16 protein-coding genes and 1 tRNA gene are annotated in these 26,437 nt (G+C 51.0%); 6 read left to right on the top strand and 11 right to left on the bottom strand.

Going from position 1 to position 26,437, the window contains the following annotated elements; translation table 11 throughout:
- Window positions 1-90: 90 nt before the first annotated feature.
- The 7 genes from KP708_RS09620 to KP708_RS09590 all read right to left on the bottom strand — a co-directional run bounded on the left by KP708_RS09620 (window position 91) and on the right by KP708_RS09590 (window position 9,625).
- A complete protein-coding gene (locus tag KP708_RS09620) occupies window positions 91-1,704 on the bottom strand; it encodes a glycosyltransferase family 2 protein (RefSeq protein ID WP_215751221.1) in 1,614 nt (537 codons plus the stop codon).
- A gap of 62 nt (window positions 1,705-1,766) precedes the next feature.
- The gene (locus tag KP708_RS09615; protein WP_237390082.1) at window positions 1,767-3,767 is read right to left on the bottom strand and encodes a glycosyltransferase; all 2,001 of its coding nucleotides are present in this window, start codon (window positions 3,765-3,767) and stop codon (window positions 1,767-1,769) included.
- Window positions 3,768-3,976: 209 nt separating this feature from the next.
- Window positions 3,977-5,125, bottom strand: a complete 1,149-nt coding sequence (gene glf, locus KP708_RS09610) for a UDP-galactopyranose mutase (RefSeq protein WP_215751219.1) — start codon at window positions 5,123-5,125, stop codon at window positions 3,977-3,979.
- 33 nt (window positions 5,126-5,158) lie between these two features.
- Window positions 5,159-6,145 (bottom strand): UDP-glucose 4-epimerase GalE, encoded by a 987-nt coding sequence (gene galE, locus KP708_RS09605; RefSeq protein ID WP_215751218.1) that lies wholly within the window; start codon window positions 6,143-6,145, stop codon window positions 5,159-5,161.
- A 74-nt stretch (window positions 6,146-6,219) separates the two neighbouring features.
- Entirely contained in the window at window positions 6,220-7,731 is a 1,512-nt protein-coding gene (locus KP708_RS16025; protein WP_202208438.1) for an ATP-binding cassette domain-containing protein, read from the bottom strand.
- Window positions 7,728-8,519, bottom strand: a complete 792-nt coding sequence (locus tag KP708_RS09595; RefSeq protein ID WP_237390080.1) for an ABC transporter permease — start codon at window positions 8,517-8,519, stop codon at window positions 7,728-7,730. The genes KP708_RS16025 and KP708_RS09595 overlap by 4 nt, the downstream gene beginning before the upstream one ends.
- Before the next feature lie 5 nt (window positions 8,520-8,524).
- The gene (locus KP708_RS09590) at window positions 8,525-9,625 is read right to left on the bottom strand and encodes a hypothetical protein (protein WP_215751216.1); all 1,101 of its coding nucleotides are present in this window, start codon (window positions 9,623-9,625) and stop codon (window positions 8,525-8,527) included.
- A gap of 996 nt (window positions 9,626-10,621) precedes the next feature.
- On the opposite strand from KP708_RS09590, the gene KP708_RS09585 reads away from it, so the two are divergent.
- The 3 genes from KP708_RS09585 to KP708_RS09575 all read left to right on the top strand — a co-directional run bounded on the left by KP708_RS09585 (window position 10,622) and on the right by KP708_RS09575 (window position 15,609).
- Window positions 10,622-11,785, top strand: coding sequence for a polysaccharide pyruvyl transferase family protein (locus tag KP708_RS09585; protein WP_215751215.1), 1,164 nt, complete (start codon window positions 10,622-10,624; stop codon window positions 11,783-11,785).
- A gap of 252 nt (window positions 11,786-12,037) precedes the next feature.
- Window positions 12,038-13,063, top strand: coding sequence for a hypothetical protein (locus KP708_RS09580; RefSeq protein WP_215751214.1), 1,026 nt, complete (start codon window positions 12,038-12,040; stop codon window positions 13,061-13,063).
- A gap of 1,376 nt (window positions 13,064-14,439) precedes the next feature.
- Window positions 14,440-15,609: a polysaccharide biosynthesis/export family protein gene (locus KP708_RS09575; protein WP_252347568.1), complete on the top strand. Its 1,170-nt coding sequence runs from the start codon at window positions 14,440-14,442 to the stop codon at window positions 15,607-15,609.
- Window positions 15,610-16,224: 615 nt separating this feature from the next.
- On the opposite strand, the gene KP708_RS09570 is transcribed toward KP708_RS09575, so the two are convergent.
- The 3 genes from KP708_RS09570 to KP708_RS09560 all read right to left on the bottom strand — a co-directional run bounded on the left by KP708_RS09570 (window position 16,225) and on the right by KP708_RS09560 (window position 19,756).
- Entirely contained in the window at window positions 16,225-17,541 is a 1,317-nt protein-coding gene (locus KP708_RS09570; RefSeq protein ID WP_215757170.1) for a DEAD/DEAH box helicase, read from the bottom strand.
- Between the two features lie 422 nt (window positions 17,542-17,963).
- Window positions 17,964-18,563 (bottom strand): methionine biosynthesis protein MetW, encoded by a 600-nt coding sequence (gene metW, locus KP708_RS09565; RefSeq protein ID WP_064273068.1) that lies wholly within the window; start codon window positions 18,561-18,563, stop codon window positions 17,964-17,966.
- Window positions 18,563-19,756, bottom strand: coding sequence for a homoserine O-acetyltransferase (locus KP708_RS09560; RefSeq protein ID WP_215751211.1), 1,194 nt, complete (start codon window positions 19,754-19,756; stop codon window positions 18,563-18,565). The genes metW and KP708_RS09560 overlap by 1 nt, the downstream gene beginning before the upstream one ends.
- Window positions 19,757-19,907: 151 nt before the next feature.
- On the opposite strand from KP708_RS09560, the gene KP708_RS09555 reads away from it, so the two are divergent.
- The 3 genes from KP708_RS09555 to KP708_RS09545 all read left to right on the top strand — a co-directional run bounded on the left by KP708_RS09555 (window position 19,908) and on the right by KP708_RS09545 (window position 25,960).
- Window positions 19,908-23,651, top strand: a complete 3,744-nt coding sequence (locus KP708_RS09555) for a glycoside hydrolase family 99-like domain-containing protein (protein ID WP_215751210.1) — start codon at window positions 19,908-19,910, stop codon at window positions 23,649-23,651.
- Between the two features lie 404 nt (window positions 23,652-24,055).
- The gene (locus KP708_RS09550; RefSeq protein WP_215751209.1) at window positions 24,056-24,493 is read left to right on the top strand and encodes a hypothetical protein; all 438 of its coding nucleotides are present in this window, start codon (window positions 24,056-24,058) and stop codon (window positions 24,491-24,493) included.
- Window positions 24,494-24,679: 186 nt separating this feature from the next.
- Window positions 24,680-25,960, top strand: a complete 1,281-nt coding sequence (locus KP708_RS09545; protein WP_215751208.1) for a DEAD/DEAH box helicase — start codon at window positions 24,680-24,682, stop codon at window positions 25,958-25,960.
- A 254-nt stretch (window positions 25,961-26,214) separates the two neighbouring features.
- Here KP708_RS09545 and KP708_RS09540 read toward each other — a convergent pair.
- A tRNA-Met gene (locus KP708_RS09540) sits at window positions 26,215-26,291 on the bottom strand.
- Window positions 26,292-26,437: the final 146 nt, after the last annotated feature.

Genomic DNA, 26,437 nt, shown 5'->3' with positions numbered 1-26,437 from the left:
GAGGATTTCCTGTAAAACAAGACCACCAACGAGTGAACAAAAAAAACAATTAATGGGCACGAACTTCTTAAAAAAAATCCTCAAAAAGCCTCAGTCTATCGAAACACCTAGACGTTTTGCCCACCATTCTGGCGTCGATAGCCTCAATAGAGTTTCAGGCTTCCGTGATCGTCGTGTCGCGAGAACAAACATTACACGGAGCAGACTCAGCGCAATGTCGCGCGCCTGAGCGGCATCGCGCCAGATATGTATTATCTGCCTCTCGCCAACGAGCCACACACTAACGGGGCGGTGAATCGTCCCGACCTTCCAGCACGTAGCGTCAACCTTTACAGCCTGAGTGGTTATAGCGTTCCCCTGGGCTAGAATATCTCCCAACACCCGAAGGACTGTGATGATGGTTCGTGACAAAGGCGTATCGAACGTTTTTAGAAAAACACGTTCCTGCCCTAAAGACTGACACATCACCTCATCATCTTCTACAAGGGCACGATGCCCTTCCTCGCTCCAGCGCTCTAGACCCTCTGCCCCATCAAGATATGCTTGCAGCGCTCCAATCCCGACACGTGCCTCTGCATAGCGATACAGAGCAATCGCGTTAAAGACCCCCCGAACAAGCCGAATGATAGCCGGAGATGGTACGGAACCACACTGAAGTGCTGCGCAGACAAGCGCGTTTCGTCGATCGTAATACTGATGCCATGGTCTTGTCTGGTTCAGCAGATGCGGGTGAGCAACATAAATCCCTGGCCACATAACCGTCGGAAAACCTGCACGCTTCAAGCGCAGACCATATTCCGCATCGTCTCCACGAAGAAACAAAGGTAATGGCAGCCCGTTAACCTCTACCGCCTGACGAGAGAAGCAGAAGAACCACCACCCGCAGAAATCGACATCGAGAGGTCGCTCAAGGAAGGAGCGAGCCTCCGTTTCCCCTAAACGCACTCCCTTACGAGGCAAAAAGTCTGTCGTCATTGCCTTGATAGGATCAAAACCATGCCCGATAGACAGGAGACGATCCCGCTGATCAAGATCGATCATTGCTCCGCCCAAGCATGTCTCTGGAGAAACAACATACGACAAGGCGGAACGAAGACGACAAAACAAACCTGCATCGACTTCTACATCATCATCCATAAGCAGGACGTGCGTAACATTCTGGTCCTTCAAGGCTTCCATAATGCCGCGAGTAAAGCCGCCCGCTCCCCCTAGGTTATCCTGCTCGAAAATCCGATATTTTTTCTGATCACCCTCCAAAACCAATCGGTTCTTAAGAGCGACCTTTCCCTGATTAACAATGATGCAGCTTTCCACATCCCCGATTTGAGGGACGATCTGGTCAACAAGCACCTGAAGCTGCGGGTCCCTGTCTCGGGTACACACTACGACCGCAATACCGACTTGGCGTTCGGGAGGTCGATCACAAACCCAATCCACTACAATGCTCTGAGGCTGCAACGGAATTTCGCGATTGCCCTCATACAGATTGTAGGAGAGACGGTCCCCGCATTCGGTCAGAGGCGGCAGAGCAAGAACCATCTCCCCCTGCACAGAGGGCAACTCCAGAATTAATTCTGGAGTTGCCCCTTTTAAGTGTCGGAAAACTTTTACCAGCAGTTCAGCTTCCGCCTGCACCCGAAGCCCCACATGCTCAAATCGTGCATGAGCAGCCCAAGCCTGCGGGAACAGATCCTTTGAGAACATCTCAAGGGAAGAAGATGCTCTCGAAGGTTGTAACAGGTACCAAGCTGGCATTGACCTTACATTCAGACGCGATCGAACGTCTGGACCAAATCGCGCCAGAATGGCTCTGAAATCAGACGATCGTACTCGTTCGCCCATTGAAGCTGAACGCTGGAGACGTCCTTGCGGTAGGCACGCAGCGCCTTGGACAAACGCTCGCGCGCTTCCTTATAAAGCTCGGGGTCATTAGAAAAGATATGATATCCGATTTGCTGAGGATCATAGTACGCCCAGTCACGACCAGAGCGGATATCGCGCCAGTTAATATCATTACGGCTATTAAAGACCGTCATCTGACGGCGACGTGCTGAAATCGCATCCAGAGGCGTCTTCTTTCTCGTCATCAGCGATACGTTCCCGTTACGGCTCAAACGCTGATAGAGATTGTAGCCGCGAAGAAGAACACCCCGTCCACGTTTCGTACGGCTAACCCACGGAACAATGAACTTGTCAGACGTCCCAGGCGGGGTAGGAATTACACCAACTGGAAGAGACTTCTCGAAGCGGTGATTGGCGTTGAAGCGTTTGTAGACCTTCATGATATCCGCATGCAGATCCGCAGCATCCGTGTCTGCGAGAATGCTTGGGCCCTTAAGAAAGTCCTCAACTGCCAGAACAAGCAGCATAGCCGAACCGTAGTGGTAAATGTCGGCAAAACCACGGAAGCGCCGAAGAAGCAAACGGGTGACACGACGCATGATCTTGGAAATGCGCTTATCGACTTCTTCGCGGGACGTCTCGAAACTGTCTCCGACGAGAAGCGCATACAGCACCTCAATATGGCAGGAGAGGCGAATCAGCTCATTGCGGATATTGTAATACGCAAACCAACCTTCGGGCTTTGCATAATACGGCTCATGCCAGACTGCGATCCCCGGAATAGACAGTACATGGCCGCCGCGCATTGTCAGACGCACGCCATATTCAACGTCGTCCAGATGCACAAAGCAGGGGAGCGGCATTCCGAACTTGCGGAAACCATCCACATGACCGCCGAACAGCCACCAGCCGTTGAAATTCAGCGAATGGTTGCGCATGAGCGCGTCTTTTGCGGACAACTCACCCAGATCACTTGGGGCGAGTCGTGCGAAAGGACGCTCAAAGCGGTCTGGAACCCAGTGCGCACCACCATCTGCCAGGCGAGACGGGTCGTATACGTCAAGCTGTGCGCCGCCAATAAATACTTCCGGGTCCAGGCTGAGCCGGAACAAATTGGTCATACGCGCGATGGCCGTTTTCTCAACGTCTGCATCGTCGTCGAGCATCACGATATGTGTGTAGCCACCATTTTCCAGAGCTTCAAACATACCACGTCCGAAACCACCGGCCCCGCCAACGTTACGCTGCTGTATGACGCGGACGTTTTCGGGCCAATGTTCCTGACGTTCAACCGTCCGGGCATTATCGACAATGATGATACCGTAACCGGGGTATTCTGCTTCAAGCGCGCTGACCAGACGGTCCACATTGCCCGCGAGTTGCTTCTCACGACGGAAAGTGCAAATTACGAAGCAAGGACGGACCTCCTGCAGCTTCGCATTGTACACGCCCCACGTTGCGCGGCGCAGAATAACATCGGTTGGCGTTCCTTCGACACCTAGTGCATTCCATGCACTCCGATATGCTTTATGTAGAAGAGTGCCGCCGTCTGCTTCGGACTTTTCGCTGGTTTCTTGGGCTGCTGAATAAAAATCCAGTGCTTCAATTGTAAAGTACCACCGGCCAAGTTTAGCCTCAGCTCCTACAATGTCGAAATCAATGCGAATTGTACGGACTTCGTGAGGATCTTTGCCGACATGCTTTTCCATCGCAAATTCGGTGACCACACCAGCCTGAGAACGATGAAATAGGCCAACACGACAGCTTCCTTGTACTTCAAGCTCAAGATAAAGCTTTGCATTCGGAACAATGTGGTTGATTTCACGTTCGTAAAGCGCGGTCATGAAACCGTCAAACGTAACTACACGCCCACGCTCAACAATAACATTTCCATTGTCATCAAGATCTGTATACGGCTTCACCATATACAGGGACTTGCTTCTCTGGTCCGGTGAGAAGTTTATAGGAAAAAACGGGAAAAGGTCAGCATGTGAATACTTGCTTACCTCTGGAGTGTGATTAAGAACATTCATGGAGAAACCGTTACCTGCAAAAATTTATTAACACGTTTCATACCGCAAAGCCTCACTCACGCGAAACGCGTATAGCAAGGCTAGCAAGACAAAAAAATTACTCAGGAAGGATCGATGAAGAATGCCGGCAGTTGGGTGTCTGCTGCCAAGAGTTCATCAATTTGATCGCAAGCTTTCAAAGCTTCTGAAATCGTCACGTCCATATCCAAGTAACGGTAAGTACCCAGGCGACCAAGGAAGGATACGCCTTTGGTATCCCGCGCGAGAGAAATATAATTGTCAAGCATTGTTTTTTCATTGGCGAGTCGAATTGGATAATATGGGACATCCTTCGGCTCAGCTAAACGACTATACTCCCGAAAAGAAACCGTTTTCTTTAAAGAATCCGCTTCCCATGGCGCAAAATGCTTATGTTCTGAGATACGCGTAAACGGAACATCTTGATCGCAATAGTTAATTACTGCCGCACCTTGATAGTCTCCATCACTGTCGATGCGTTCGAAATCAAGAGTCCGGTACCCCAGACGTCCAAGTCTGAAATCGAAATAACGATCGATCGGCCCAGTATAAAAAACGTGCTGGAATTCTTCGGAAAGATCTTCGAATTTCGTATTCAGCCGAACTTCGATGTTCTCGGATTTCAGGATATTCTCGACGATGGCCGAGTATCCCTCTTCCGGCATCCCCTGGTACGGATGATTGAAATAGTTATCATCATAATTGAAGCGCAGCGGAAGCCTCTTGAGAATAGAAGCCGGTAACTCGGTAGGTTCCAGTCCCCACTGCTTCCTCGTATATCCGTAAAAAAAGGCTTTGTAGAGCTCCGGACCAATCATCGAAAGTGCCTGCTCTTCGAAGTTCTTCGGCTCCTTGATCGACGTGTCAGCCTTTTCTTCGATAAAGGCACGCGCCTCCTTGGGAGACATAGTCGTATTGAAGAACTGATTAATCGTCAGGAGATTGACCGGGAGCGTGTACATACGTCCCTGGGAAATCGCCTTTACCCGATTGATGTACGGCTGGAACGTCCCGAATTGCTGGATGTAATCCCACGCGCGCTGGTCAGCAGTATGAAAAATGTGTGGGCCATAACGATGCACCATCACGCCCGTCGTTTTGTCACGTTCGGTATGACAGTTTCCGGCGATGTGGGACCGCTCGTCAAGAAGAAGAACTTTATGACCCTTCTCTGAAAGGTGACGGGCAATAATGGCTCCACTGAAGCCAGCGCCGACAATACAAAATCTCATAACGTTATTCCAAGTTCAAAAATTTTTGCACGATTATATTGCATAACCATTGGGATGACTCTCGCGCCAACGCAGCGCGGTCTCCACAATGCGATCAAGACCTCCAAAACGCGGCTCCCAGCCAGTCTCCTTCCGAAGCGTGGTGGAATCAGCCACAAGTAGAGAAGGGTCCCCCTCACGTCGCGGCGCTGCCTCCCAAGGAACCTTCCGTCCGCTCACCCGCTCTACACTGCGAATGACCTCAAGATTCGAATATCCTTGTCCGTTACCGATATTATACGTGACGCTACGATGGTCGATCTGGCCGAGCGCACGCACATGGGCATCAGCAAGATCTGTCACGTGGATATAATCGCGGATACAAGAACCGTCTCTGGTAGGATAGTCCGTACCAAATAGCTTGAGTGCCGGACGGCGCCCCAGGGCGGCATCAATGGTTAGGGGAATCAGATGGGTTTCAGGGCGGTGATCTTCCCCTGCCCGTCCCTCCGGATCGGCACCTGCGGCATTGAAATACCGTAGGCAGGCACTCCTCAAACCATAGATCGAGTCAGCCCAGTGCAGCACACGTTCGATCATGAACTTGCTCTCACCGTAAGGCGATCCAGGCTGAACCGGCGCAGTTTCAGGAATGGGATCCAGGCGTTCAGGCCCACCAAAGAGAGCTGCGGTGGAAGAAAAAACTATTTTCTTCACCCCTTGCTCGACGCAGGTCTGCACGAGATTCAACGCCGTCAGGTAATTTTGTCGCAGATAGTGCAGCGGTTCGCGCATACTGTCCCCGACAAGGGACAAAGCCGCGAAATGCAGAACACCATCCCAGGGTCCTTGAGCAACAACTTCGGCAGTTGCCTGATAGTCAAGCAAATCCACTTTGTGGAAGGCCACACCGACTGGGACAGCTGCACGATAACCCGTGCTCAGATTATCGAGAACAACCACTTCATGACCCGCGTCTAGCAAAGCAAGAACGACATGACTGCCGACGAAACCAGCGCCCCCAGTAACGAGATAACGCATTCAAGACTCCCAAAAAGATTGACGCATCCGAGGCATTCAGAAAATTCGTCAACGAGTTACCAAAAAAAGAGCCCTTAACGCCACAGCCATTGCAAGACGTCCGGAAGGATGGACGCTCCATGAACATGGGAAAGATCCCCTTCCCCGGTCACTAGCTGATAGTCATACCCCTTGAAGGCCAGAGCCCTGGCCATAGTGCGATTTCCCGCCGGCCAGTCCAGTCCTTCAAAGCGACCGGACAGCCGAGCATTGATCCCCACCTGCAGGAATACCCGCAGGGGCTTGGGATCGGACTGCATGATGATATCCGGGTACGCTCCGCCCCCGCGGATATCCACGAAACTGCCGCAAGCGGAAAAGACCTTTCCGAACACATCTGGACGCTGCCACGCAGCTGTGAACGCACAGATGCCGCCACTGCTGAACCCTCCGATCGCTCTCTGGGCGGGATCATCCATAATCGTGACGTGCTTGCGGACCTCAGGGAAAACCTCCTCGTCCAGAAAGCGGACATAATGATCCGTCAAACTGTCATACTCAAAGGAACGCTGCTCACTCGCCAGCCCGTGCTTCTGGTTGGGCTTCCCCGCCTCTACAAACAACACGGCCATAGGTGGAAGCAGGCCATCCGCTATCAGATTGTTCAGAACCACGGGTACCTGCCACGGACCATCGTCGGCTTTAAACCACCATCCGTCCTGAAACACCATCAGCGGCAGAGCACTATGTCCATCATACCCAGCGGGCCGATAAAGCCATGCTTCATGTCGGCAGTCTGGAAAAATGGAGGACGGTGGGATTGATAACGTAATCTGGGTTCCCTCAGGCACATCAGACCGACGTTCGATCGCTGGATGAGGAACATAAATCGAATTCGGATCGTGCCGTGGTACGGCAACCATCGGCTTGCTCATATCCCCAGAGCCATTATTTCCATGAAGGGTGTTAATGTGAAAGTCGATGGCCTCATCAACGTCTTCGAACGAGTGGAACAGACCATCTTTGAGCACATATGCCCGTTCACAATGCTCCCGGACAAAATCCTCGTTATGTGAAACGATAACTCGTGCCCGGTTCGCCCGTTTTTCAAAAAGCTCAATCTGGCACTTTTCATGGAATTTGTGATCTCCAACATGGACAACTTCATCAATGAGAAAGCAGTCGAACTCAATACTCATCGAGATGGCGAACGCCAGACGCGCAGCCATTCCCGACGAATAGGTCCTTACTGGTTCGTCAAAATAAAGGCCAAGTTCGGCAAAATCTTGAATAAACTGGAGAGTATCTTCAATTTCCCGCCCGTAGATACGTGAAATGCACTTCGCATTATCCCTACCAGTCAGAGCACCTTGGAAAGCCCCACCGAACGCCAAAGGCCATGATACGGACATTTGCCGCTCGACCGTGCCGGAAGTCGGCAGTTCCGAACCACTCAGCAGACGAATTGTAGTCGACTTGCCTGCGCCATTCCGACCGAGAATTCCAACTTTCTCTCCTGGACGAATTAAGAGATCGGCCCCCCTAAGAACCCGATTGATCCCTCCTCGAACATGATAATTTTTACGGACATCCCGGAACTCGATCATTGCAGCGTCATGCCTCGGGAAACGAACCTCACCCCAATCATCGCAAAAAAAGACTGGATGATGTTCCAGATCACAACATACATCACATCGAAATGCGCGGTGAAAAGAGACCCGAAATACCCATCTCGGATAATTTCGGAACAATTCACCATCGGGATCATCAAAAGGTAATACTGCGAAGCAGCAGGCATGGCATCCACCAGAAAGCCGAGCCCTGAAAATCCAATCATAAGATAGGTTATGGGGTGCCAGAGCCGCTCAAAGAGTTCTGAATGCTCGCTGATGGAACCGACAAGGATCGCCAGGCTCGCCCCGAACCAGACCATCAGTACCCAACCTCCTATAACTTCCAGAATATTCTCAGGAGGGTCCATCCAGCCTATGCTACAGAACAGGGCCGAAAGAACCACAAATGACGTGGTAACGCCTCCCACTTCCAGAAGCAGACGCGCCGCATAAATATCTATGGGTCTGACATTCCTGTGGTGCATGAGGCCAAGATGGATTTCCACCGCCTTATTCAGGCGGTTGGGCATGTTACGCCATACAAGAACGGTGGAATATCCTGTCAGGGCGAAAGCCACGATAGGAATGTTAGACGCGTGAGACATGTGCCCCAGCGTCCAGAGCGTCGTTATTCCCAGTGTAAATAGCATTGGCTCGCCGAAAAGCCACAGCACACCAATGTTGTGCCGCCCATAGCGTGTCAGGGTTTCGCGCAGAAAGAGCGCCCAGATGACACGCCTCTGGATAACGAAAGAGCGGGCAAAAGAGCCATGTGAACTCATGCCCGTCAATCCATATGTTCCCGAACGCTTGCATTCAGCATCCGGGCGATATTCCACAGAATGAGCCCCATAAGGAATGTCGCGAAAATATCCCTCATACGATAAGGCTCCTCAGAAGCATCAGGCAGGCTAGGCTGAGCAATCCGTTCAACATAGCTTTGCTGACGCCGTGCTTCCATTTGCGCCTGCTCCAGAGAGGAAACGGCGGCGGCAAGCTGCTTACCCGCAATCTGGTCCGCAAGGATCAGGCCCTGATAATCCGACGCTTTGGATGCAAGAGAACCGTCAGTGCCGGAAATTTTCGTAACCTCATTTGTCATCTCCTTCGAGAGACTCATGATGCGGTTCTGAAGAACTGCAATACCAGGATTATTAGCCGTCGTTTTCTGCATCGTCGCAAGCTGGGCACGTGTTGCTATCAACGCATCCTCGAACTTGGAAAGCATCTGCAACTGCCCGGATGCCTGCTGCTCCGGATTCATGATCCTGTGGCTATTCCGGTAATCAGCAATAGCAATTGCAGCTTTCTGAGCAGCAGCCTCAGCTTCTCGCACTTCACGCGTTGCAAACTGGATCAGATCTGAACGCGCCCTTTCGTTCAGATGGTTGACCGTGTCTTCAGCCATCTTCAAAAGCTCTTCATTGAACTTCTGGGCATTCTGGGGCTGATAAGCCCGCACCGTCAGAGTTGTAATTCCAGTCGTAGAATTGTTGTCAACCTTAACCTTACGCTGGAAATAGAGATACAGATCCTCGAAAGATGAGGAGATTTTCACCGGGTCATAGCGATTGAAAACTGAAACATGCGGATCACTGTACGCATGAACAAAAGCGTTGTCCGTGTTGATAGAATGCAGCGCATCACGGGAAATAATGTAGTCGTCAGCGGCGTATGCCTCATCGCTGGAATTGGCAATCCCAGCGCTCTTGAACATGACGCCCAACCCACTCATCGAAGGCTTTTCAGGAGACCGCACGACAAAGCGCGATTCCGAAATATAAACATCCGACGCAAGAAACCCGAAATAGAGAATTGAAAGCAGTGTCGGAACAACAACAAACCCTAGAAACAAATAGTCTGAGACAAGTTTCTTGACATTACTCATGAACAAAGACGACCTTTACAACGGGCTGCCAGAAACACAAACCGCAACATTCAAAAGAACGGAATTGGGCACGAACGACACCAAACAATATTATGCACGACATGGCTTCCAAACAGGACCCACCCTCGCCGCAACCTCTTTACATACCCCTACCGCAAGGCTCGCCTTGAAAGTTCAGCACTCCTCAAACCCGCCTGAAACCTTCTCAAAGAGAAAAAGATTGTCGCATTCGCCTTTTCCTAGGTCAAGTTGGAGGTCATTCTGCCAGAAAGCCTTCAGTAATAACTTTTTCGGTGCCTGGGCGGTAGACGCCCCCCTTTCTCCAGTTCTTTGCCTAGAGAACCCAAAGTTTCCTTAGTAGCCAACCCTTGTATAAAAAATATATTATTTTACTTACCGGAAATTAATATAAAAATTTCAACACGTTATACCTCACAAACCTGCCATAATCTGAAAGGCAATTACGACCGCTATCTACCGCACGTTACAAGCATCATCATGCGCCTTACCAAATTCGTAGGTGGACCCGACATACATCTCCGGCAGATACCCCCGAAGTTTTCCAAGTTCGCTGCATTTATCGAATTGTGAAATTTAGGGAGAAAAATAGCCGCCAAGGCTTTCTTCTCACGCGATAAGCAGATTTTATCACCGTACAGAAATAATTATTTTTAGAAGCCGCCTACATATTAATCACTTACGATAACACAACCCAATAAAACGATATATTCCTCATATCGTCTCAAGTGGAAATTCTAACGCTGCACAGCCGCACTTTGCGGTTAGCACCTAGAAAACTTGGAAATTCCAAAACATAGACATTCCCCCCAGAACACAACATAGGCAAGAAAAGTCAAAGCAGACTCACCAGCTTGCAACTTTAGTTTACCGCTTCACCTACAAAAAAAATCATTCTGAAACAAATTATATCATGCCTTTTAATATTTTTATAAATGATGGAAAATCGAAAAAATCACCCGTAACAGCGGAAACATTATGATATACTTGGTTTGCCACTCTGGTTATCTGAATTTTGGTGATGAATTAATCGCCAAAACATGGATTAATTTTCTAACAAACAAATTTCCGCTGGAAGAAATCTGGGTAGACACGTGCAATCCGGGCGTATCTGCAGTGGCATTCAAAGACTACAAAAATATAAAATTTACCGACACTTTATGGACTGCATCCAGAAACTCCATCAACAAGGGAATTGATTACATTTTGGACCTTGGCTTCCAAAATGACGGCGGAGTTTCGTTCGCCAATGGGCTCGAATTAATAAAATCAGCACGCTGCGTTCATATGATTGGCGGTGGCTACATGAATAGTGAGTTTTATTTTAACTACGCAATCATCGCAATTCTGGCAAAGTTAAAGAAAGAAGCCGGGTTCGAGCTTTTTGGTACCGGCCTTGGCCTAGAGCCTATCGATCAGTCATACGAGCGTATTATCGGAGAATTCTTCAAGGTCTTCTCATGGATCGATGTGCGAGACGAAAAAAGCTATCAGCGCTTGATTCATTGGGGCCTGAAAAGCAAGGCATCCTTCTCGTGTGACGATGTCTTCCTCTCTCCTATACCTCAAAGTGATGAGGACAGACCGGGCAAATTAATCATCTCCGCCCAGCCGGGGAGCAATCCTTTCCTCGTCGTCTCCTTTCTCCTGAAGCTTATCGAGCATTGCCCCCAGGCACAGAATGGCATTGAATTTCTTACTCTGGACGCCATTTCTGACCACATCATCATTGACAAGGTAGTCAGCATATCCAGACGGACTGATATCGTTGTCCGGGACTTCAATGATCTCTGGAAAAACGGCTTTCAAATCAGCTCGAACGATTTTGTTTTTTCGACACGTTTTCATGCCCACCTTGTCGCTTCGATGATGGGAGCTCGTGGCCTTTGTGCGTCCGTAAGTGTCCCTTACTATGACGTCAAACACCTATCGCTGATCGAAATGGGCTCTGGCTTCGATATCATCGGCATGCATGATTTCACTTTCTCCTACGACTGGAATAAGAAGACAGAAACTTTCCACGATCATGCGCAAACTGCCCGCAAAACAAAACTCGACATCATCGACAAAGTTTACGGATTTATGATCGAGAGCAGCATCAACGATAATACTATTGATAATTCGACAAACCTCTCGGTTTGATGGGACACTCCTTTGACAGGAATTGATCCCCTTATTTCCTACTAACTGGCCTGCAACGATCTAACGGATCAAACAGGAGGTGCCCCCCCATCAGGAAACGCCTCCTGTCTTTTTGATATCTCGCCTCAAAACAGTAGCAATCATCACTCGCCAGGGCGTCTGTGAAACTTATCGTGCGATCATTCGTCAAGATCAGAGAAACGTACCGCCAACCGGGACATTAGCCCCCTATCTCAACGGACGGATGACATCATGAAAAGAAAACTCGCACTAATTATTGCAGTCACGACATCTCTTGGCGCGTCAGGTGTTGCGCTCGGGCAACCCGTGATCATCACAGAACATGGAAAGCCGGCAAATTTTCGAGGAGCTACCTCCGATAAAACGGAAATAGAAAAGGCATTCACCACTACGTCCGCTCCGGATGTCTATTTTCCGCCTTCAACGGAAGGATACCATCTCTCCAAGGCGCTCCCCAGCGATACGCTCGGCACCTATCATTTGAATGGCAATATTTTCTCTGGTCCGGGTATTGGTGCACCTGAAAATGGGCGCGGAACATTCAACGCCACCTATACAAATCCGTGGAATGTCACTTCTAATCTCAAATACGTGTTTGACCCAGCGGCACTTCCGCAAAAAGACCATGTAACCACACAGGCCGTTTCTCTAGAATGCCGCCCCAATCGCCCCAATCTTCATAATCCCAACCCGAACCGAAACTGGGTTGCTTGCATCTACCGGGGCATGGATTCCGGGACGGGCGGCGGCAAGAACACGTCCATCAGTTCAGAAATTGACAACGATGTTCTGAACCTCAGCACCAATTCTGCAACAGATATGGAAGTTGATGTTAATTTTAACGGCAAAGTACTGGATGGCAAATGGTCTCGTGGGCTATTTCTGACTGGCGGAGGCGCGCCCGGAAACCAGACGAATTCGGTTGCATTGGATATCATGCACGTCGCCTATGACCATTCGTGGCTTCCTTGGACGACCGGAATTTCAATCCGTAATGCCACGAACATGATCCAACTCTATAAGACACAGCCTACCGAAACTGGCTTTTTCCTGGAAACGTTCGACCAGCAGCACACTGAAACGTCTCACCTCGACAAGAACGGCTATCTGGATATTCAAGGTCTGCGCCTTATTGCCACCTCGTCTCCCAAACCGGCAACGGAATGCAAGAAGGGGCAGGTAACATGGGATGACGACAATCTCTACCTTTGCACCTCAGCAGGAAAGTACAAAAAAGTCGCGCTACAAGCATTGTGATTGAGTATTTATTTCCTTTTTTCTCGCTAGGCATCAGCAGTCAAACATCAATTAAGTCAGATGCGCCAGTGTGAAGATCGCACCGTCACCAAGCACGGATCGTCGGAAATCTGTATTTCATCTAGGAATACAGATTTCCGGATACCAATAGCATCGCGAAATCGAGGAACCGTCGATTGAGGTTCCTAAAGTCTGATTGGGGGCTCAACGGATAGGTCTTGATAGTTGTCCGAGACAGCTTTTGCTCCGCATTTGAAACAGAGCAGAAGGCATTGCGCTCTGGATTACTATACGATGCCACCAATGCTCTCGATAAAGAGGAAGCGGCGCGTTTTATTCCAATGGCGCTGGTGAACAGCCCCATCTTCGATTCTGATCGCCTAAACTCCTGGTTCAATGGCAAGATCTGTTGCAGGTCGCTCCGTTCTTATGCCGCTTGAGCGTCGTAAAATTCCGCGTTTAGCAGCAATACCTGTCCTTGTGAGACAGCCTTGCCGGCTTCTCTTTCCATGCCTTAAAAACAAATCCATTCCAAAAGTCTGACTTCTCACCATTGACATTGCGCTGCGTTTGGAAACGCCATCAGTGCAGCAACCAAAAGCTGGTCTGACACCTACAGATAACCGGCATTCCACAAGACCGTATCTAAGTGTTTCAATCACACCCGGGTGGTTCAGACCTTCTCGACGCAGTCAAATTGTCTTTGCGTCAAGGGCGAGGTCCGATAGTCCCGGACTGAAAAAAGCGCGTGAAAGAGAGGTGATCGTTGATCAGTTCCTTCGCCCGCTCACTGAACAAATTATTCAGCGCCTACGATTACTAGAATTTTGAACACCAGAACCGGATCGACTGACTTTATTCCCATCTGAATATACCAAATTCTTACCCATATCAGGTCAAAACATCTCAAATTCCACAGTTCAGGAAAATGCCTCGAATTTGATCACCAAGTCCGCTCAGGCGAGCCAGTCGCTCTTTAACATCAAAAAAAACCGCACTGTTTCATCTCGCCATTCCTTCAGTCAGAACAGAAGGAACGAAATCATAGACAGTAGCTCAAAACCAATAGGTTTTTGGAACCCTCCAATTGTGAGCTATATTGCCACAGAGACGGTCACATATAGAACTAGGGCGATCATTCTTTGACCGTATTTCTGGTAGATATTGTGCTGTCTCCTGTCAGCTAAGAATGATCGGGCACTACGAAAAAGCGAAAGAGAGATCTTTCTTAGTAGAGGCCTATGGCCAACGACTGGCATCCTTCTATAACAGCATTGCCGCCACGTGAGCACACCCTCTCCTTTTCCCCCATTCGAAGGCTTCTCTATTCTATGCGTGTCGATTGTTTTCCAAGTAGCAACCGCTCACCCCTCAGAATGGCACTACTACTCGGCGCCCTGTCGCTCAGCGGATGCAGTGCACTGCCGGGGAATGCACCCACCGAGAGTGCTGTGCTGAAAGCGGCTACCGACAAGACCCGGAATCCTTTGGGCTTTCTTGTCACGCAAGTCACGCCCGAAGTCACAAAGGTACTCGCAACCGAACACCCCCCCCTTATCTCGTCCCTTTATGCTGATAGTTCACGCCTGATACCTAATGACCGTATCGGCGTGGGGGACGTGCTCAACATTACGGTTTTCGAACTCGGAAGCGGCCTGTTCTCGGGGGCAGCCCCCAGTGTCAGTTCCAACACCGATCTCTCAGCCGCATCCGGTGCAACGGGAAGTGTAACTCACCAGACTCTTCCACCCACCGAAGTGGAAGCTGATGGAACACTGACCATCCCTTATGTAGGGCGTCTACATGTCGTCGGGATGACACCTCAAAATCTTGCCGAGAAAATTCGTACGGCACTAACGGGGAAGTCTCAGAACGCAGAGGTGATGGTCCATATCGGCACCGACATTTCCAACACCGTTATCATCTCGGGCGCCGTTCATCATCCGGGACGGGTCCTGCTGAGCACGGCACAGGAACGCCTGTCAGACGTTGTCGCTATTGCCGGAGGCGCAAATTACCCCCCCGAAGACACGTTCGTTCAACTCGTTCGCGGCAATAAGTCTGGGGGTACGGATCTCGGAACGCTAGAGACCTATCCCAAGGAAGATATTCCAGCCAGACCGGGAGATCGTATTCATGTTGTCTACCAGCCCCGCAGCTATACGGTGTTTGGCGCGGCTTCCAAGAATGCCATGCAAGTTGATTTCAACTCCCCTACTGTAAACCTCGCAGAAGCAATCGCACGCGTTGGCGGCCCGAATGATAACTTGGCGGACCCTAACGCTGTCTTCCTCTTCCGTTTTGAGGACACTGTAGCAGCCAAAGCCCTGAACCTGCAGACTGCTGAAACTCTCCAAGGAATTCCTGTAATCTACAAGCTGGATATGATGAACCCTTCAAGCTATTTCCTTGCCCAGCGGATACCCATCAAGAGCAAGGACGTGATCCTGATCGCGAATGCTAAGACTGACCGTTTCTATAAGTTCAATCAGTTGATCAGCACCCTTATAAGCCCAGCGATCACGGCAGCGTGGATTGCACGCTAAATTTTCAGTTTTCTAATTTTTCTAGTCCGAATTATGTAATTATATTCGCATATCATAGATGTATGATATGCGAATATAATTAACTGAAAAATACTTGACATGCCTTTTAACCAATCATGCCTATCACCACAAAAATTTTGGTGGTTATTTTCTTGACCTGATTGCTCTATTTATAGGATCAAACTAACGCTTACCTAAAAAGATTATGATTAGTCTGAAACTATGCCGTATCTCGTACTGATCTGACGCAGAAGGCAGCCGTGCATAATTGGTTCCAGAACTGAACAATCCTCCGGCATCCGGTCAATCTCCAGCCGTGCTATTCATGTGCTTCCGGAAGTTTAACAGTTCAGACCTCGCGCGTCCTCAAGCCACTTTCAAGCACCCGGTCAAACTCCCCGCACAGAGTTTCTGACCGATCTCAAACAGCACTCTGAAGCTGAAAAGGCGCATCTCCGCGGATTATTCGCGCTCTACAAGAAAAATATATTTATCATTACATAAAAAATAGTTTCAACGTCATGTCTAAAAAAATCTCCGCCTAACTTAATAGGCGGAGAAGTAGAAATTCCTCTCAGGACTACATACTATTATTTAGTATCCACTACAAATGGATCAACGACGACCCGTTGGGCGACCACCGCCGCCGCCACGACGAGCGCCATCACCACTACGTCCACCAGCAGGAGGGCCGGAACGACGACGACCGCCGCCMTTTCCACCACCGCCCCTCTGGCCGCCACCGCCACGACCACCACCCAACACTGGCGGACGCATCGTGGAGTTTTGAGCCGCGTCAGAGTGGTAAGGATGATCGGTTACAACAGGGATAGCCTTGTCGATCTTCTTCTCGATATCTCGAAGCCACGCACGCTGCTCGGCATCGCAGAGCGAGACGGCCCAGCCATCGCGGCCAGCACGCGCTGTACGACCGATACGATGAACGTAAGATTCAGGGACATTTGGCAGATCGTAGTTGAAGACGTGAGAGACATCATCAACGTCAATGCCACGCGCGGCAATGTCTGTCGCGACCAGGACCTTGATCGTCCCGTTGCGGAAGCCAGCCATGGCACGTTCACGCGCACCCTGGGACTTGTTGCCGTGGAGCGCTTCGGACGTAATGCCGTTCTTGTTTAGGAATTCCGCAACCTTGTTCGCTTCATGCTTCATCAGCGTAAACACGACCGCACGTACGACATTTGAGCTCTCAACGAGCATCAGTGTCGCATCCTTTTTCTTGTCCGTCTCCACGAACATCACAGCCTGACGGATGCGATCAACCGTGCTGGATTCAGGTGTTACCTGAACAGTAGCAGGGTCCTTCAGCAGAGAATGAGCAAGATCGCTAATGGACTGCGGCATCGTTGCCGAGAACAGAACCGTCTGACGGCGCGCAGGCAAGAGAGCCATGATGCGGCGGATATCACGGACGAAGCCCATGTCGAGCATACGATCGGCTTCATCCAGCACCAGAACCTCCAGGGCAGAAAGGTCGATGTGACCCTGCCCAACCAGATCCAGCAGACGGCCCGGCGCAGCCACGAGAACATCCACGCCACGGCGCGTTGCCTCGACCTGGCGTCCCTGTCCGACCCCGCCGAACACGACTGCATGCGTCAGCTTCATGTGGCGTGCGTATGCAGCAAAGCTCTCATCGATCTGGGAAGCCAGCTCACGCGTCGGAGCAAGAACCAGTACCCGGACACTCTTTGGAGCTGCCGGGCGACGATGCCGCAGCAGGTAGTCCAGGATCGGCAGCGCGAATGCAGCCGTCTTGCCTGTTCCCGTCTGAGCCAGACCAAGAAGGTCCCGTCCTTCCAGAAGGTAAGGAATGGAGCCAGCCTGAATGGGGGTTGGCGTGGTGTAACCCTCTTCAGCAAGGGCTTTCTGAAGTGGCTCGGCGAGTTTGAGCTCTGCGAAACTGGTCATGGACCCCTCCTGAGGGATAACAAGGCCTGGCTCGCACAGCTAGTTCGCACTTTATGCACGAAGAAAATGCCTGCTTTGAGCCTAGAGAGTTGATGAAAGACGAACCTTCACACCGAGACGCAGGCACACGGCTGGACATGCGCGGAAGCCCGAGAGCCTTCGCACATTGCCCACTTCACTTTTCCCGCAAGAATCAGGGAAGCAAAGCACCTTGTGCCAAAATCGACCAGCATGACGAAGAAACCGTCAGCATCTCCCTGCTTTCAGGCAGAGATATCTGCAAACGGATGTAGGGCAGCTTCCCCTGCCTCGCAAGGGAATTGAGGGCTATGATTTATAAAAAATCATTATTATTTCACGTGTTTTGCAAAACAGTGAAGCTCCCGAGCATGCACAATGCACAGAGAGAAAAGAACCGCCCCCTACCCGCGACGCAACAAAAAGAGTGCCTGCTCACCAAAGAGATTTGCGAAGCGAATTGAACGCCGCCAAGGCGCTTTCAACCCATCCTCATCAATGGCAAGCCATTGCTGCACAATATATCCCTCTTCCTCACACAACGCGAGGAAATCCCGAATAGTGCACGGATGGATGTTGGGCGTGGAATACCAAGGCGTACTCCACACTGATGTCATCGGCATGCGGCCGGTTGTCAGAAGCTGCAAACGCAACCGCCAATGACCAAAATTCGGGAAAGAGATGATGGCGTGGCGCCCTATGCGCAGCATCTGCCGCAACACTTCTCGAGGACGCTCTACCGCCTGAAGCGTTCTTTGCAGAACAACATAGTCAAACGAATCATCGGGATAGTAGGACAGATCGTGATCTGCATCTCCGTGCATAACCGGCAGACCATGGGCAACGGATTGCGTCACGCTCTGCATGTCGATTTCAATGCCGCGAGCGTCGCAGTTTCGCGTCCGGTACAGATAATCGATGAGCGTACCGTCACCACTACCGACATCCAGAACGCGGGCCCGGGTTGGAATCATCTCCGCAATCAGACGCTGATCCAGCCGCATCAGACCCCCTCCACTTTCGTCAGACCTGCGTGCTCGGCTGCACCATTCAGGAAACCCCGAACCGTTCGATCCAGATCAGGCTCGTCCAACAGGAATGCGTCATGCCCACGATCGCTCTCAATTTCCACAAAAGAGACGTTTGCTCCAGCTTTGTTCAAAGCCCGCACCAGAAGACGGGACTGAGACGTGGGAAAAAGCCAGTCTGAACTGAAGGACACAACGCAGAAACGCGTCTCGCACTTTCGAAACGGTGCCGAAAGATCACCATCATGCTCAGCGGCCAGATCAAAATAATCCATCGCCCGCGTTACTGTCAGATACGAATTTGCATCAAACCGGCGCACGAATGTCGAGCCCTGATGCCGCAGATAACTCTCAACTTCGAACATCTCACCAAATAGAGAGGGGCTGCTGGCAGCTGGTACAGCCGTTGGAGCCTCACTTCGAACTTTTCGTCCAAACTTCCGGCTCAGAGCCTCCTCAGACAGGTAAGTAATGTGGGCCATCATCCGAGCGACCCCCAGGCCACGAGCCGGAATGGCGCCGAAGTCTCTGTAATGGCCATCATGCCAGTCAGGATCTGCAAAGATCGCCTGACGGCTAACCTCATTGAATGCAATATTCTGGGCTGAGTGGAACGGCGAAGTTGCAATCGGCAAAGCCGCAAAGACGCGCTCTGGATAATCAGCAATCCACGTCAGCGCCTGCATTCCTCCCATGGAGCCACCTACCACAGCGAAAAGACGTTTGATGCCCAGATGGTCCAGCAAACATGCCTGAGAGGCAACGATGTCGTGCATGGTGATGGGAGGGAATTCGCTATCCCAAGGTCGCCCGGTCTCTGCCCGAATGGACTTCGGCCCAGTGGACCCCATGCATCCGCCCAACACATTGGGGCAGATGACAAAAAATCTGTCCGTATCGATTGGAAGGCCAGGCCCAACCATGCGGTTCCACCAACCTGGCTTGCCAGTTAGTGGATTAGGCTCCGCTAAATACTGATCTCCGGTCAGAGCATGACAGACCAGTATGGCGTTGCCGCGATCAGGCGCGAGGGTGCCATAGGTGCAGTAAGCAACTTCAAGCGGCGCAAGATGAACGCCGCATTCCAGATCCATCCCCTCTTCCAGGTACATGGTCTGATGCGTGTAAACGGGACTATCTTCCTCAAAGGAAGACACACTGCGGTCCATCAGTCTTCCACCTCCGATGCCGACGGGAGGGCGTCGATGCCCTTCGGGGCCGACGGTATGACATTCTCCGCCCTCAACGGCAAATCACCCTTCTTATTGACGATAAATTAACGCACTTGAAATTCATTAAGAAACAGTAAAAAACCGTTTCATGCTTCACACCCTCCCGGATTCATCCAGCCCAGCCGTCTCTGCAGCCTCGGATGCTTTCGCACCAAGCGCGCTTCAAATTCTGGGATACTCCGGGGTGTTTGATGCAACATATTATCTGAAGAACAATCCAGACCTCCAGAACCTCGGAACAGCAGCTCTTCGGCATTATCACCAGCATGGCTGGAAAGAGGGTCGCAAACCCAATCCGTTTTTTGATCCTCATTGGTATGTCGCGCAAAATCGGGACGTTCTAGGAGATCCACTTTTACATTACGTCACAAAAGGCGAGAAAGAAGGCCGCCGACCAATCGGCTGGTTTGATCCTGGCTGGTACACTCAAACTTACCCCATTCCGCAAGGGATGCTGGCGCTGGCTCATTACCTGCTCAACCGCCATACGCAGAAATTAAAGCCTATTGCTGAGTTTGATCCGGCTTTTTATTTAAAAACCTATCCGGATGTAGCCGCCGCCGGCCTCGACCCGCTGGAACATTACATGATCCAGGGCTTCCGTGAGGCCAGGCAGCCATTTGAAGGCTTTGACCCGGTTTACTACCGGAAGAATTATCTTCGGCATGCTCCGGACAGTAATCCGCTTCTCCACTATCTGGAGAACAAGAACCGTTCGGGAATTCATTCTTCATGCCCGCCGAATGAAGTCACAGTCTTTCGGGAGGTTCGGCGGCGTAGCGCGCCAGGCCCCTCCTTTGAGGATTTCAACCCACTTCCCCAGAGCGCGATCAGACGCGCCCGTGTCCTTGCGTATTACTTGCCCCAATATCATGCCACAGCAGAAAACGATAAATGGTGGGGCAAGGGATTTACAGAGTGGACCAATACGTCGCGCGCACTCCCCCGCTTTGCAGATCATTATCAGCCCCGGATTCCACGTGACCTGGGTCATTACACTCTGAATTCTCCAGATCTTCTGGACCGTCAGGCCCGAATGGCCAAGGCCGCTGGTATTGAAGGGTTTGTCTTCTATTTTTACTGGTTCAATCGAAAACGTCTCCTTGACGGGCCGTTGGAGATGCTTCTGGCCAACCCTCAGATTGACCTCCCATTTTGCCTGATGTGGGCCAATGAGAACTGGAGCCGCCGGTGGGACGGATCAGAAGATGATATTCTGATTGCCCAGCATTACAGAGACGAGGATGACAACGCTCTCGTAGACTGTTTCGCCAGACATATGTGTGATCCACGATACATCAGGATCGGGGATCGCCCCCTCCTGATGGTGTATCGCCCGGGAACCATTCCCAATGCACGGCAGGCCTTTGCGCGCTGGCGTGAACTCTTTCGGGAAAGACATGGTCTCAATCCCATATTTATTATGGGACAGGCTTTTGGAGATGAAGACCCTCATTCCTTCGGTGTTGAAGGAGCCATTGAATTCCCTCCGCACAAAGTCGTTTCTGACTGCCGCCTCATCAATGAAAACGTTCAAATTCTTGACGAGGACTTCAGAGGGCAGATCTATGATTACGCTGACATTGTAGAAAATGCGCTTCGACAGCCAAATCCGTCTTTTCCCCTTATCCGCACAGCGACCCCTTCATGGGATAATGACGCACGACGTCAGGGCAACGGTCTCGTCATGCACGGCTCAACTCCTGAGCTTTATGAGAAATGGCTCAATGGCCTCGTCAATTCAGCGCAGAAACACCGTTTTTTCGGGGAATCTATTGTCTGCGTTAACGCGTGGAATGAATGGGCAGAAGGTGCCTATCTGGAGCCTGACGTTCATTTCGGGAGCGCCTATCTGAATGCAACATCAAGAGCCTGCACAGGCTTTAAAAGCTCCTCAAATAAGGTGCGCCTGCTGCTGATTGGCCACGATGCCTTCCCGGCTGGAGCCCAAAAACTCCTTCTGGAGACAGGCCGTACATTCCGGCGATCTTTCGGTGTTGATATCCGCTTCGTGCTTCTCGAAGGCGGCGCAATGATGGAAGACTACAGGGCTGTTGCTCCTGTTGAAATTCTGTCTCCCACCTCCAGCGACGTTATGGCGCGCCTCAACACGTTGCGGGCAGAAGGTTTTGAATGTGCTATATTGAACAGCGCGGCATCATCAGCCATTGCGCCTGCACTGCATAACAATGCAATCACCTACACATTCCTCGTTCATGAGTTGCCCCACCTCCTGCAAAGCCGAGATCTACGGAAAACCATGCGGGACGCATGCGAGGCGGCACAATCAATTGTCGTCCCCGCACACTCCTGTGCAGCGCGCCTAGGATTGGAGAAACACCCTCACATAACGATCCTGCCGCAGGGTCTGTATGATCAGACAACCTTCAACCGGCCTTCCCGGGAAGCGCTTAGATCGCAGTTGGGCCTTAACGCTCAGGATCTGCTTGTCATTGGCGTTGGCTACGCGGATATGCGGAAAGGCTTCGACCTGTTTCTCCAGCTCTGGCGGAAACTCGCCGGGCAAGCACACTGTGTATGGGTCGGCGCGATTGATCCGGTTCTTCAGGATGGTTTGAGCACCGAAATCGATCATGCCCGGGCAAGCGGCACCTTCCATATGCCAGGTCGTGTTCATAACGTTGCGGACTGGCTGTCTGCTTCGGACGTCTTTACTTTGACCTCGCGCGAAGACCCCTACCCTTCCGTCGTCCTGGAAGCTCTGGCATCAGGCCTGCCCTGTACGTCTTTTGCAGACAACGGTGGCATTCCAGAGCTTCTTAAAAGCCTGCAAGACGACCCGACAACATGCAATACAATTGTGCCATTCGCCGATGTCAGAGCCATGAGTTTGGCAGCGCTGGAACTTGCCCAATGGTCAAAAGGCCGCACTCAAACCAGCCGACAGGACGCGGCACGCAAACTCGGGAAGTCCTTTCTTTTTCGCCCTTACGCTGAGCAACTTCTGCGACTGGCTGCGCCAAAAGTCCCATCAGTGTCTGTCGTAGTCCCCTCTTACAATTACGCTCGTTATCTGGAGGCCAGGCTTGTCTCCATTTTTACGCAGACATTTCCAGTCCTGGAAATTATCGTTCTCGATGATGCATCGACAGATAAGAGCGTCGAGATCGCGGTGGATACTGCTGCCGAGTGGGGACGTGACGTTCGCATCATCAAAGGCAGACGCCCTTCCGGATCGGTCTTCGCTCAATGGCAGAAAGCACTCAAACAGGCACAAGGCGAATGGGTATGGATCGCGGAAGCAGATGATCTCTGTGACCCTCACTTTTTGGAAAAACTTGTTCACGCTGCGCATCAGCGCCCGAACACGGTCATGGCATTTTGTGATAGCCGCTCAATAGATGAGAACGGCGCACCGCTTTCCGCATCATATCAACCATATTGCATGGAAGCAGCCGGAAACCTTCTTGAACACGATGGGCAATTCAGCGGACAAGATTTTCTCCAAACATGCCTGGCTGAGCGTAATCTGGTTCTCAATGTCAGCAGCGCTATTTTTCAAAAAACAGCGATGCAAGCGGCTCTAAAAAAATGCAAGAAAGACTTGGCAGTTTTGAACGTCGCCGGAGACTGGCGCGTTTATCTTGAGCTTTTAGATAATAAGGACGTGAGTGTTGTTTATGTCAGCGATGCCATGAACATCCATAGACGACATCAATCGTCTTCGACCCATACGCTCAATCAAAATACTCATCTCGAAGAAATAAAATTCATGCATGAGCTTGTTTCAAGAAGATTACATTTTTCTGACGAGCAGGCTGAAAGGCAAAAGCTTTATCATCAAAAAATTCGTCAGCAATTCGGTTTGTAATTTTATAGGATGGAATTCCAAGACAGGCCTTCACCCGTTACCGGAACAAACAATTATTCCATACAAAGACGGATGTCACGGGCGTATCTGATGTCTTGGATCAGAGAACCATCGCATGAGTTTTGCGAAATGAGAGAGTTACATTGGCGCTGACGAACGCCTGAAACCGCCAGAACTTGGGTGCTTTCCTGGATGAAATGAATAATCTCTATTCCAGTAATGAGAGACTGACGCAGATCCATATCTACGTCCAAGACGTAAATAGAGATCTATTTTCTACTTATTACTTCGCAGTTATTATTCGTTGCGCACTCAAACAGGTAAAAGTGTTTGACGGGTGGCAGCCTGCTTGACGCCCAAGCATTTCATACCCCCCTATGACACATCATATTGTGAGGTTAGCCATGGCACAGTTCTCGATCGGCGATCATGTTTCGGACCTCAAAGGCGCCCATGACGGCAAACTTGTCGATATTGAAGGTTCCACTGGTTATGTGATGCAAAGCAATGGCGTAGAAGTCGAATTTCCGCTGTCCCAACTCAAGCCTTACGAACCTCCAAAAGTCTCTGAAATTCGGACCCTGTCTGGCCCTTTGCGAGACAGACTTCTAACTCCCGCCCAAAGGACGCTACTGGCTTCCGTTCCGCCTTCCCTCATCAATGCGATCGCTAAAAGTTATGATGCGGGCAGTGATGGTGAAAGCTTGCGTCCGCCTTTCGCAACACTACCAGAGTCAAAAAGATTGGAAGCCATTCGTATTTATCTCCCTACGCTCCCGCAGCGTCTTTTAGCGTCTCATATGAATCTGGTGGTGGCGATGCGAGATATCGCAAAATCATGAATTATTGGAGCGGTTAATAGGTGGGAGTACTTGTAAGAACCGCAGGAGATGTGACGCGCGCATAGAGATAAAAGAACCGATTGAACGCGTTGACCCCGCTTAGCATCATCCGTAAAACTCCGCGTTCTGAAACAGCGAAGCCCAACCAGGCGCAGCATTATTGAGCGCCGGAGGCGCCGCGTGTCCATGTCTATGACTTTCGCCGATCTTTCCTTGGCGCCGACTCTCCTAAGCGCTCTGGCTGAAGAAGGATATGTCACACCTACCCCCATCCAGGCACAGTCAATTCCTATGCTGCTGGCAGGCCGCGATCTCTTGGGTATGGCGCAAACTGGCACAGGCAAGACAGCATCTTTTGCGCTCCCGCTACTCCACCGTTTGGCAGCCAACTCTCGTACAGCACCAAAAGGTGGCGCACGCATCCTCGTACTCGCACCAACACGTGAGCTTGTTTCCCAGATTGCAGATGGTTTTGAGAAGTTCGGGCGCAATCTGAACCTTCGCGTAACAACGATTTTCGGCGGTGTCAGCCAATTTCATCAGGTCAATGCACTTGAAAATGGCGTGGACATTATTGTCGCCGCTCCAGGACGGCTTCTGGATCTTATTGAGCAGGGCTTATGCGATCTCTCGCAACTTGAAGCGCTTGTACTTGATGAGGCCGATCAGATGCTGGATATGGGCTTTGCAAAACCAATCGAGCGTATTGTCGCAACGCTGCCGAAAGATCGGCATACCGTTCTGTTTTCAGCGACAATGCCGAAATCTATCACAGCGCTGGTCGAGAGCCTTCTGCGCGATCCAGTAAAAGTCGAAATTGCGCCTCCATCGACCACCGTGGACCGAATTGAGCAGTCGGTGATGTTTATGGATGCCGCCCACAAAAAAGCAGCTCTTCTCGCACAACTCGAGACACAGGATGTTGGTCAGGCTGTTGTCTTCACACTTCAGAAGAACATCGCCAATGAGGTCTGTGCCTTTTTAACCGAGGCAGGAATTACTGCTGAAGCTTTGCATGGCAACAAATCTCAAGGGCAGCGAGAGCGTGCACTCAATGCGTTCCGCGAGGGAGCTGTACAAGTACTTGTCGCAACAGATATTGCTGCCCGAGGCATCGACGTCGACACAGTCACACATGTTTTCAACCATGATCTCCCAAGCCTACCCGAGAGTTACGTCCATCGCATTGGTCGTACCGGCCGCGCTGGGCGCAGTGGTTTCGCCATTACCCTTTGTGATGCCGAACAACGTGCGTGGCTGCATGGTGTGGAACAAGAGATCGGTCGCACATTAATGGTTCACACCGATCATCCTTGGCATTCAGAAACCGCACGTCACTCAACCATGAGAGCACCTGTGCTAGGCGGCGGCCCAGTCAAACAGGTCAAGCCGCAGGTCAAGCGTGAGCGCAAGGTCTGGACCGAAGAAGAAAAGCTTGCCGCACGTGAAGCAGCCAAAAGAGCTTAAAGAACCACCTGCTTATAGCTTTATCTGCCCATGGAAGGCTTAGCGGATAAGCCAGCATCAATTAAACACTTGATGCTGGTAGCCCGGGTGTATGACGCCAGCTAATTCCAGAATTCACATACTCTTACCAAACGCGAAATTACTGTAGGAAGCCTTTCCGTCTGTTTCCTTAGTAGTTTCTACCTAGACTTCCCATAACACGAAAACCCCCGCTGTCTCGGTGAGAGAGCGGGGGTTTTAGAACTGTATTGGTGTGGTTGCGGGGGCAGGATTTGAACCTGCGGCCTTCAGGTTATGAGCCTGACGAGCTACCGGGCTGCTCCACCCCGCGGTGGTGTATGTGATGTTGGTGTGTGGGAGTTTTTATGAGTGGGCTAGGGGACCTGGCGGCGACCGACTKTTCCGCACCTTGAGGGGCAGTATCATAGGCGCGGAGGGATTGCACGGCCGAGTTCGGGAAGGGAGCGGGTGTAGGGC

The sequence above is a fragment of the Gluconobacter sp. P5H9_a genome (assembly GCF_018812085.1).
In the GTDB taxonomy this organism is placed as follows: domain Bacteria; phylum Pseudomonadota; class Alphaproteobacteria; order Acetobacterales; family Acetobacteraceae; genus Gluconobacter.
Note: the sequence above shows the minus strand (reverse complement) of the source record. Positions and strands in the feature narration are given on the sequence as shown.

Coding starts and splice junctions, on each gene's coding strand:
- KP708_RS09555 (WP_215751210.1), top strand. CDS start 19,908: ATGCTTCACACCCTCCCGGATTCATCCAGCCCAGCCGTCTCTGCAGCC.
- KP708_RS09560 (WP_215751211.1), bottom strand. CDS start 19,756: ATGGACCGCAGTGTGTCTTCCTTTGAGGAAGATAGTCCCGTTTACACG.
- KP708_RS09590 (WP_215751216.1), bottom strand. CDS start 9,625: ATGAGTAATGTCAAGAAACTTGTCTCAGACTATTTGTTTCTAGGGTTT.
- glf (WP_215751219.1), bottom strand. CDS start 5,125: ATGAGATTTTGTATTGTCGGCGCTGGCTTCAGTGGAGCCATTATTGCC.
- KP708_RS09585 (WP_215751215.1), top strand. CDS start 10,622: ATGATATACTTGGTTTGCCACTCTGGTTATCTGAATTTTGGTGATGAA.
- KP708_RS09615 (WP_237390082.1), bottom strand. CDS start 3,767: ATGGTGAAGCCGTATACAGATCTTGATGACAATGGAAATGTTATTGTT.
- KP708_RS09620 (WP_215751221.1), bottom strand. CDS start 1,704: ATGTTCTCAAAGGATCTGTTCCCGCAGGCTTGGGCTGCTCATGCACGA.
- KP708_RS09580 (WP_215751214.1), top strand. CDS start 12,038: ATGAAAAGAAAACTCGCACTAATTATTGCAGTCACGACATCTCTTGGC.
- KP708_RS09545 (WP_215751208.1), top strand. CDS start 24,680: ATGTCTATGACTTTCGCCGATCTTTCCTTGGCGCCGACTCTCCTAAGC.
- KP708_RS09595 (WP_237390080.1), bottom strand. CDS start 8,519: ATGAGTTCACATGGCTCTTTTGCCCGCTCTTTCGTTATCCAGAGGCGT.
- KP708_RS09550 (WP_215751209.1), top strand. CDS start 24,056: ATGGCACAGTTCTCGATCGGCGATCATGTTTCGGACCTCAAAGGCGCC.
- KP708_RS16025 (WP_202208438.1), bottom strand. CDS start 7,731: ATGATCGAGTTCCGGGATGTCCGTAAAAATTATCATGTTCGAGGAGGG.
- galE (WP_215751218.1), bottom strand. CDS start 6,145: ATGCGTTATCTCGTTACTGGGGGCGCTGGTTTCGTCGGCAGTCATGTC.
- metW (WP_064273068.1), bottom strand. CDS start 18,563: ATGCGGCTGGATCAGCGTCTGATTGCGGAGATGATTCCAACCCGGGCC.
- KP708_RS09575 (WP_252347568.1), top strand. CDS start 14,440: ATGGCACTACTACTCGGCGCCCTGTCGCTCAGCGGATGCAGTGCACTG.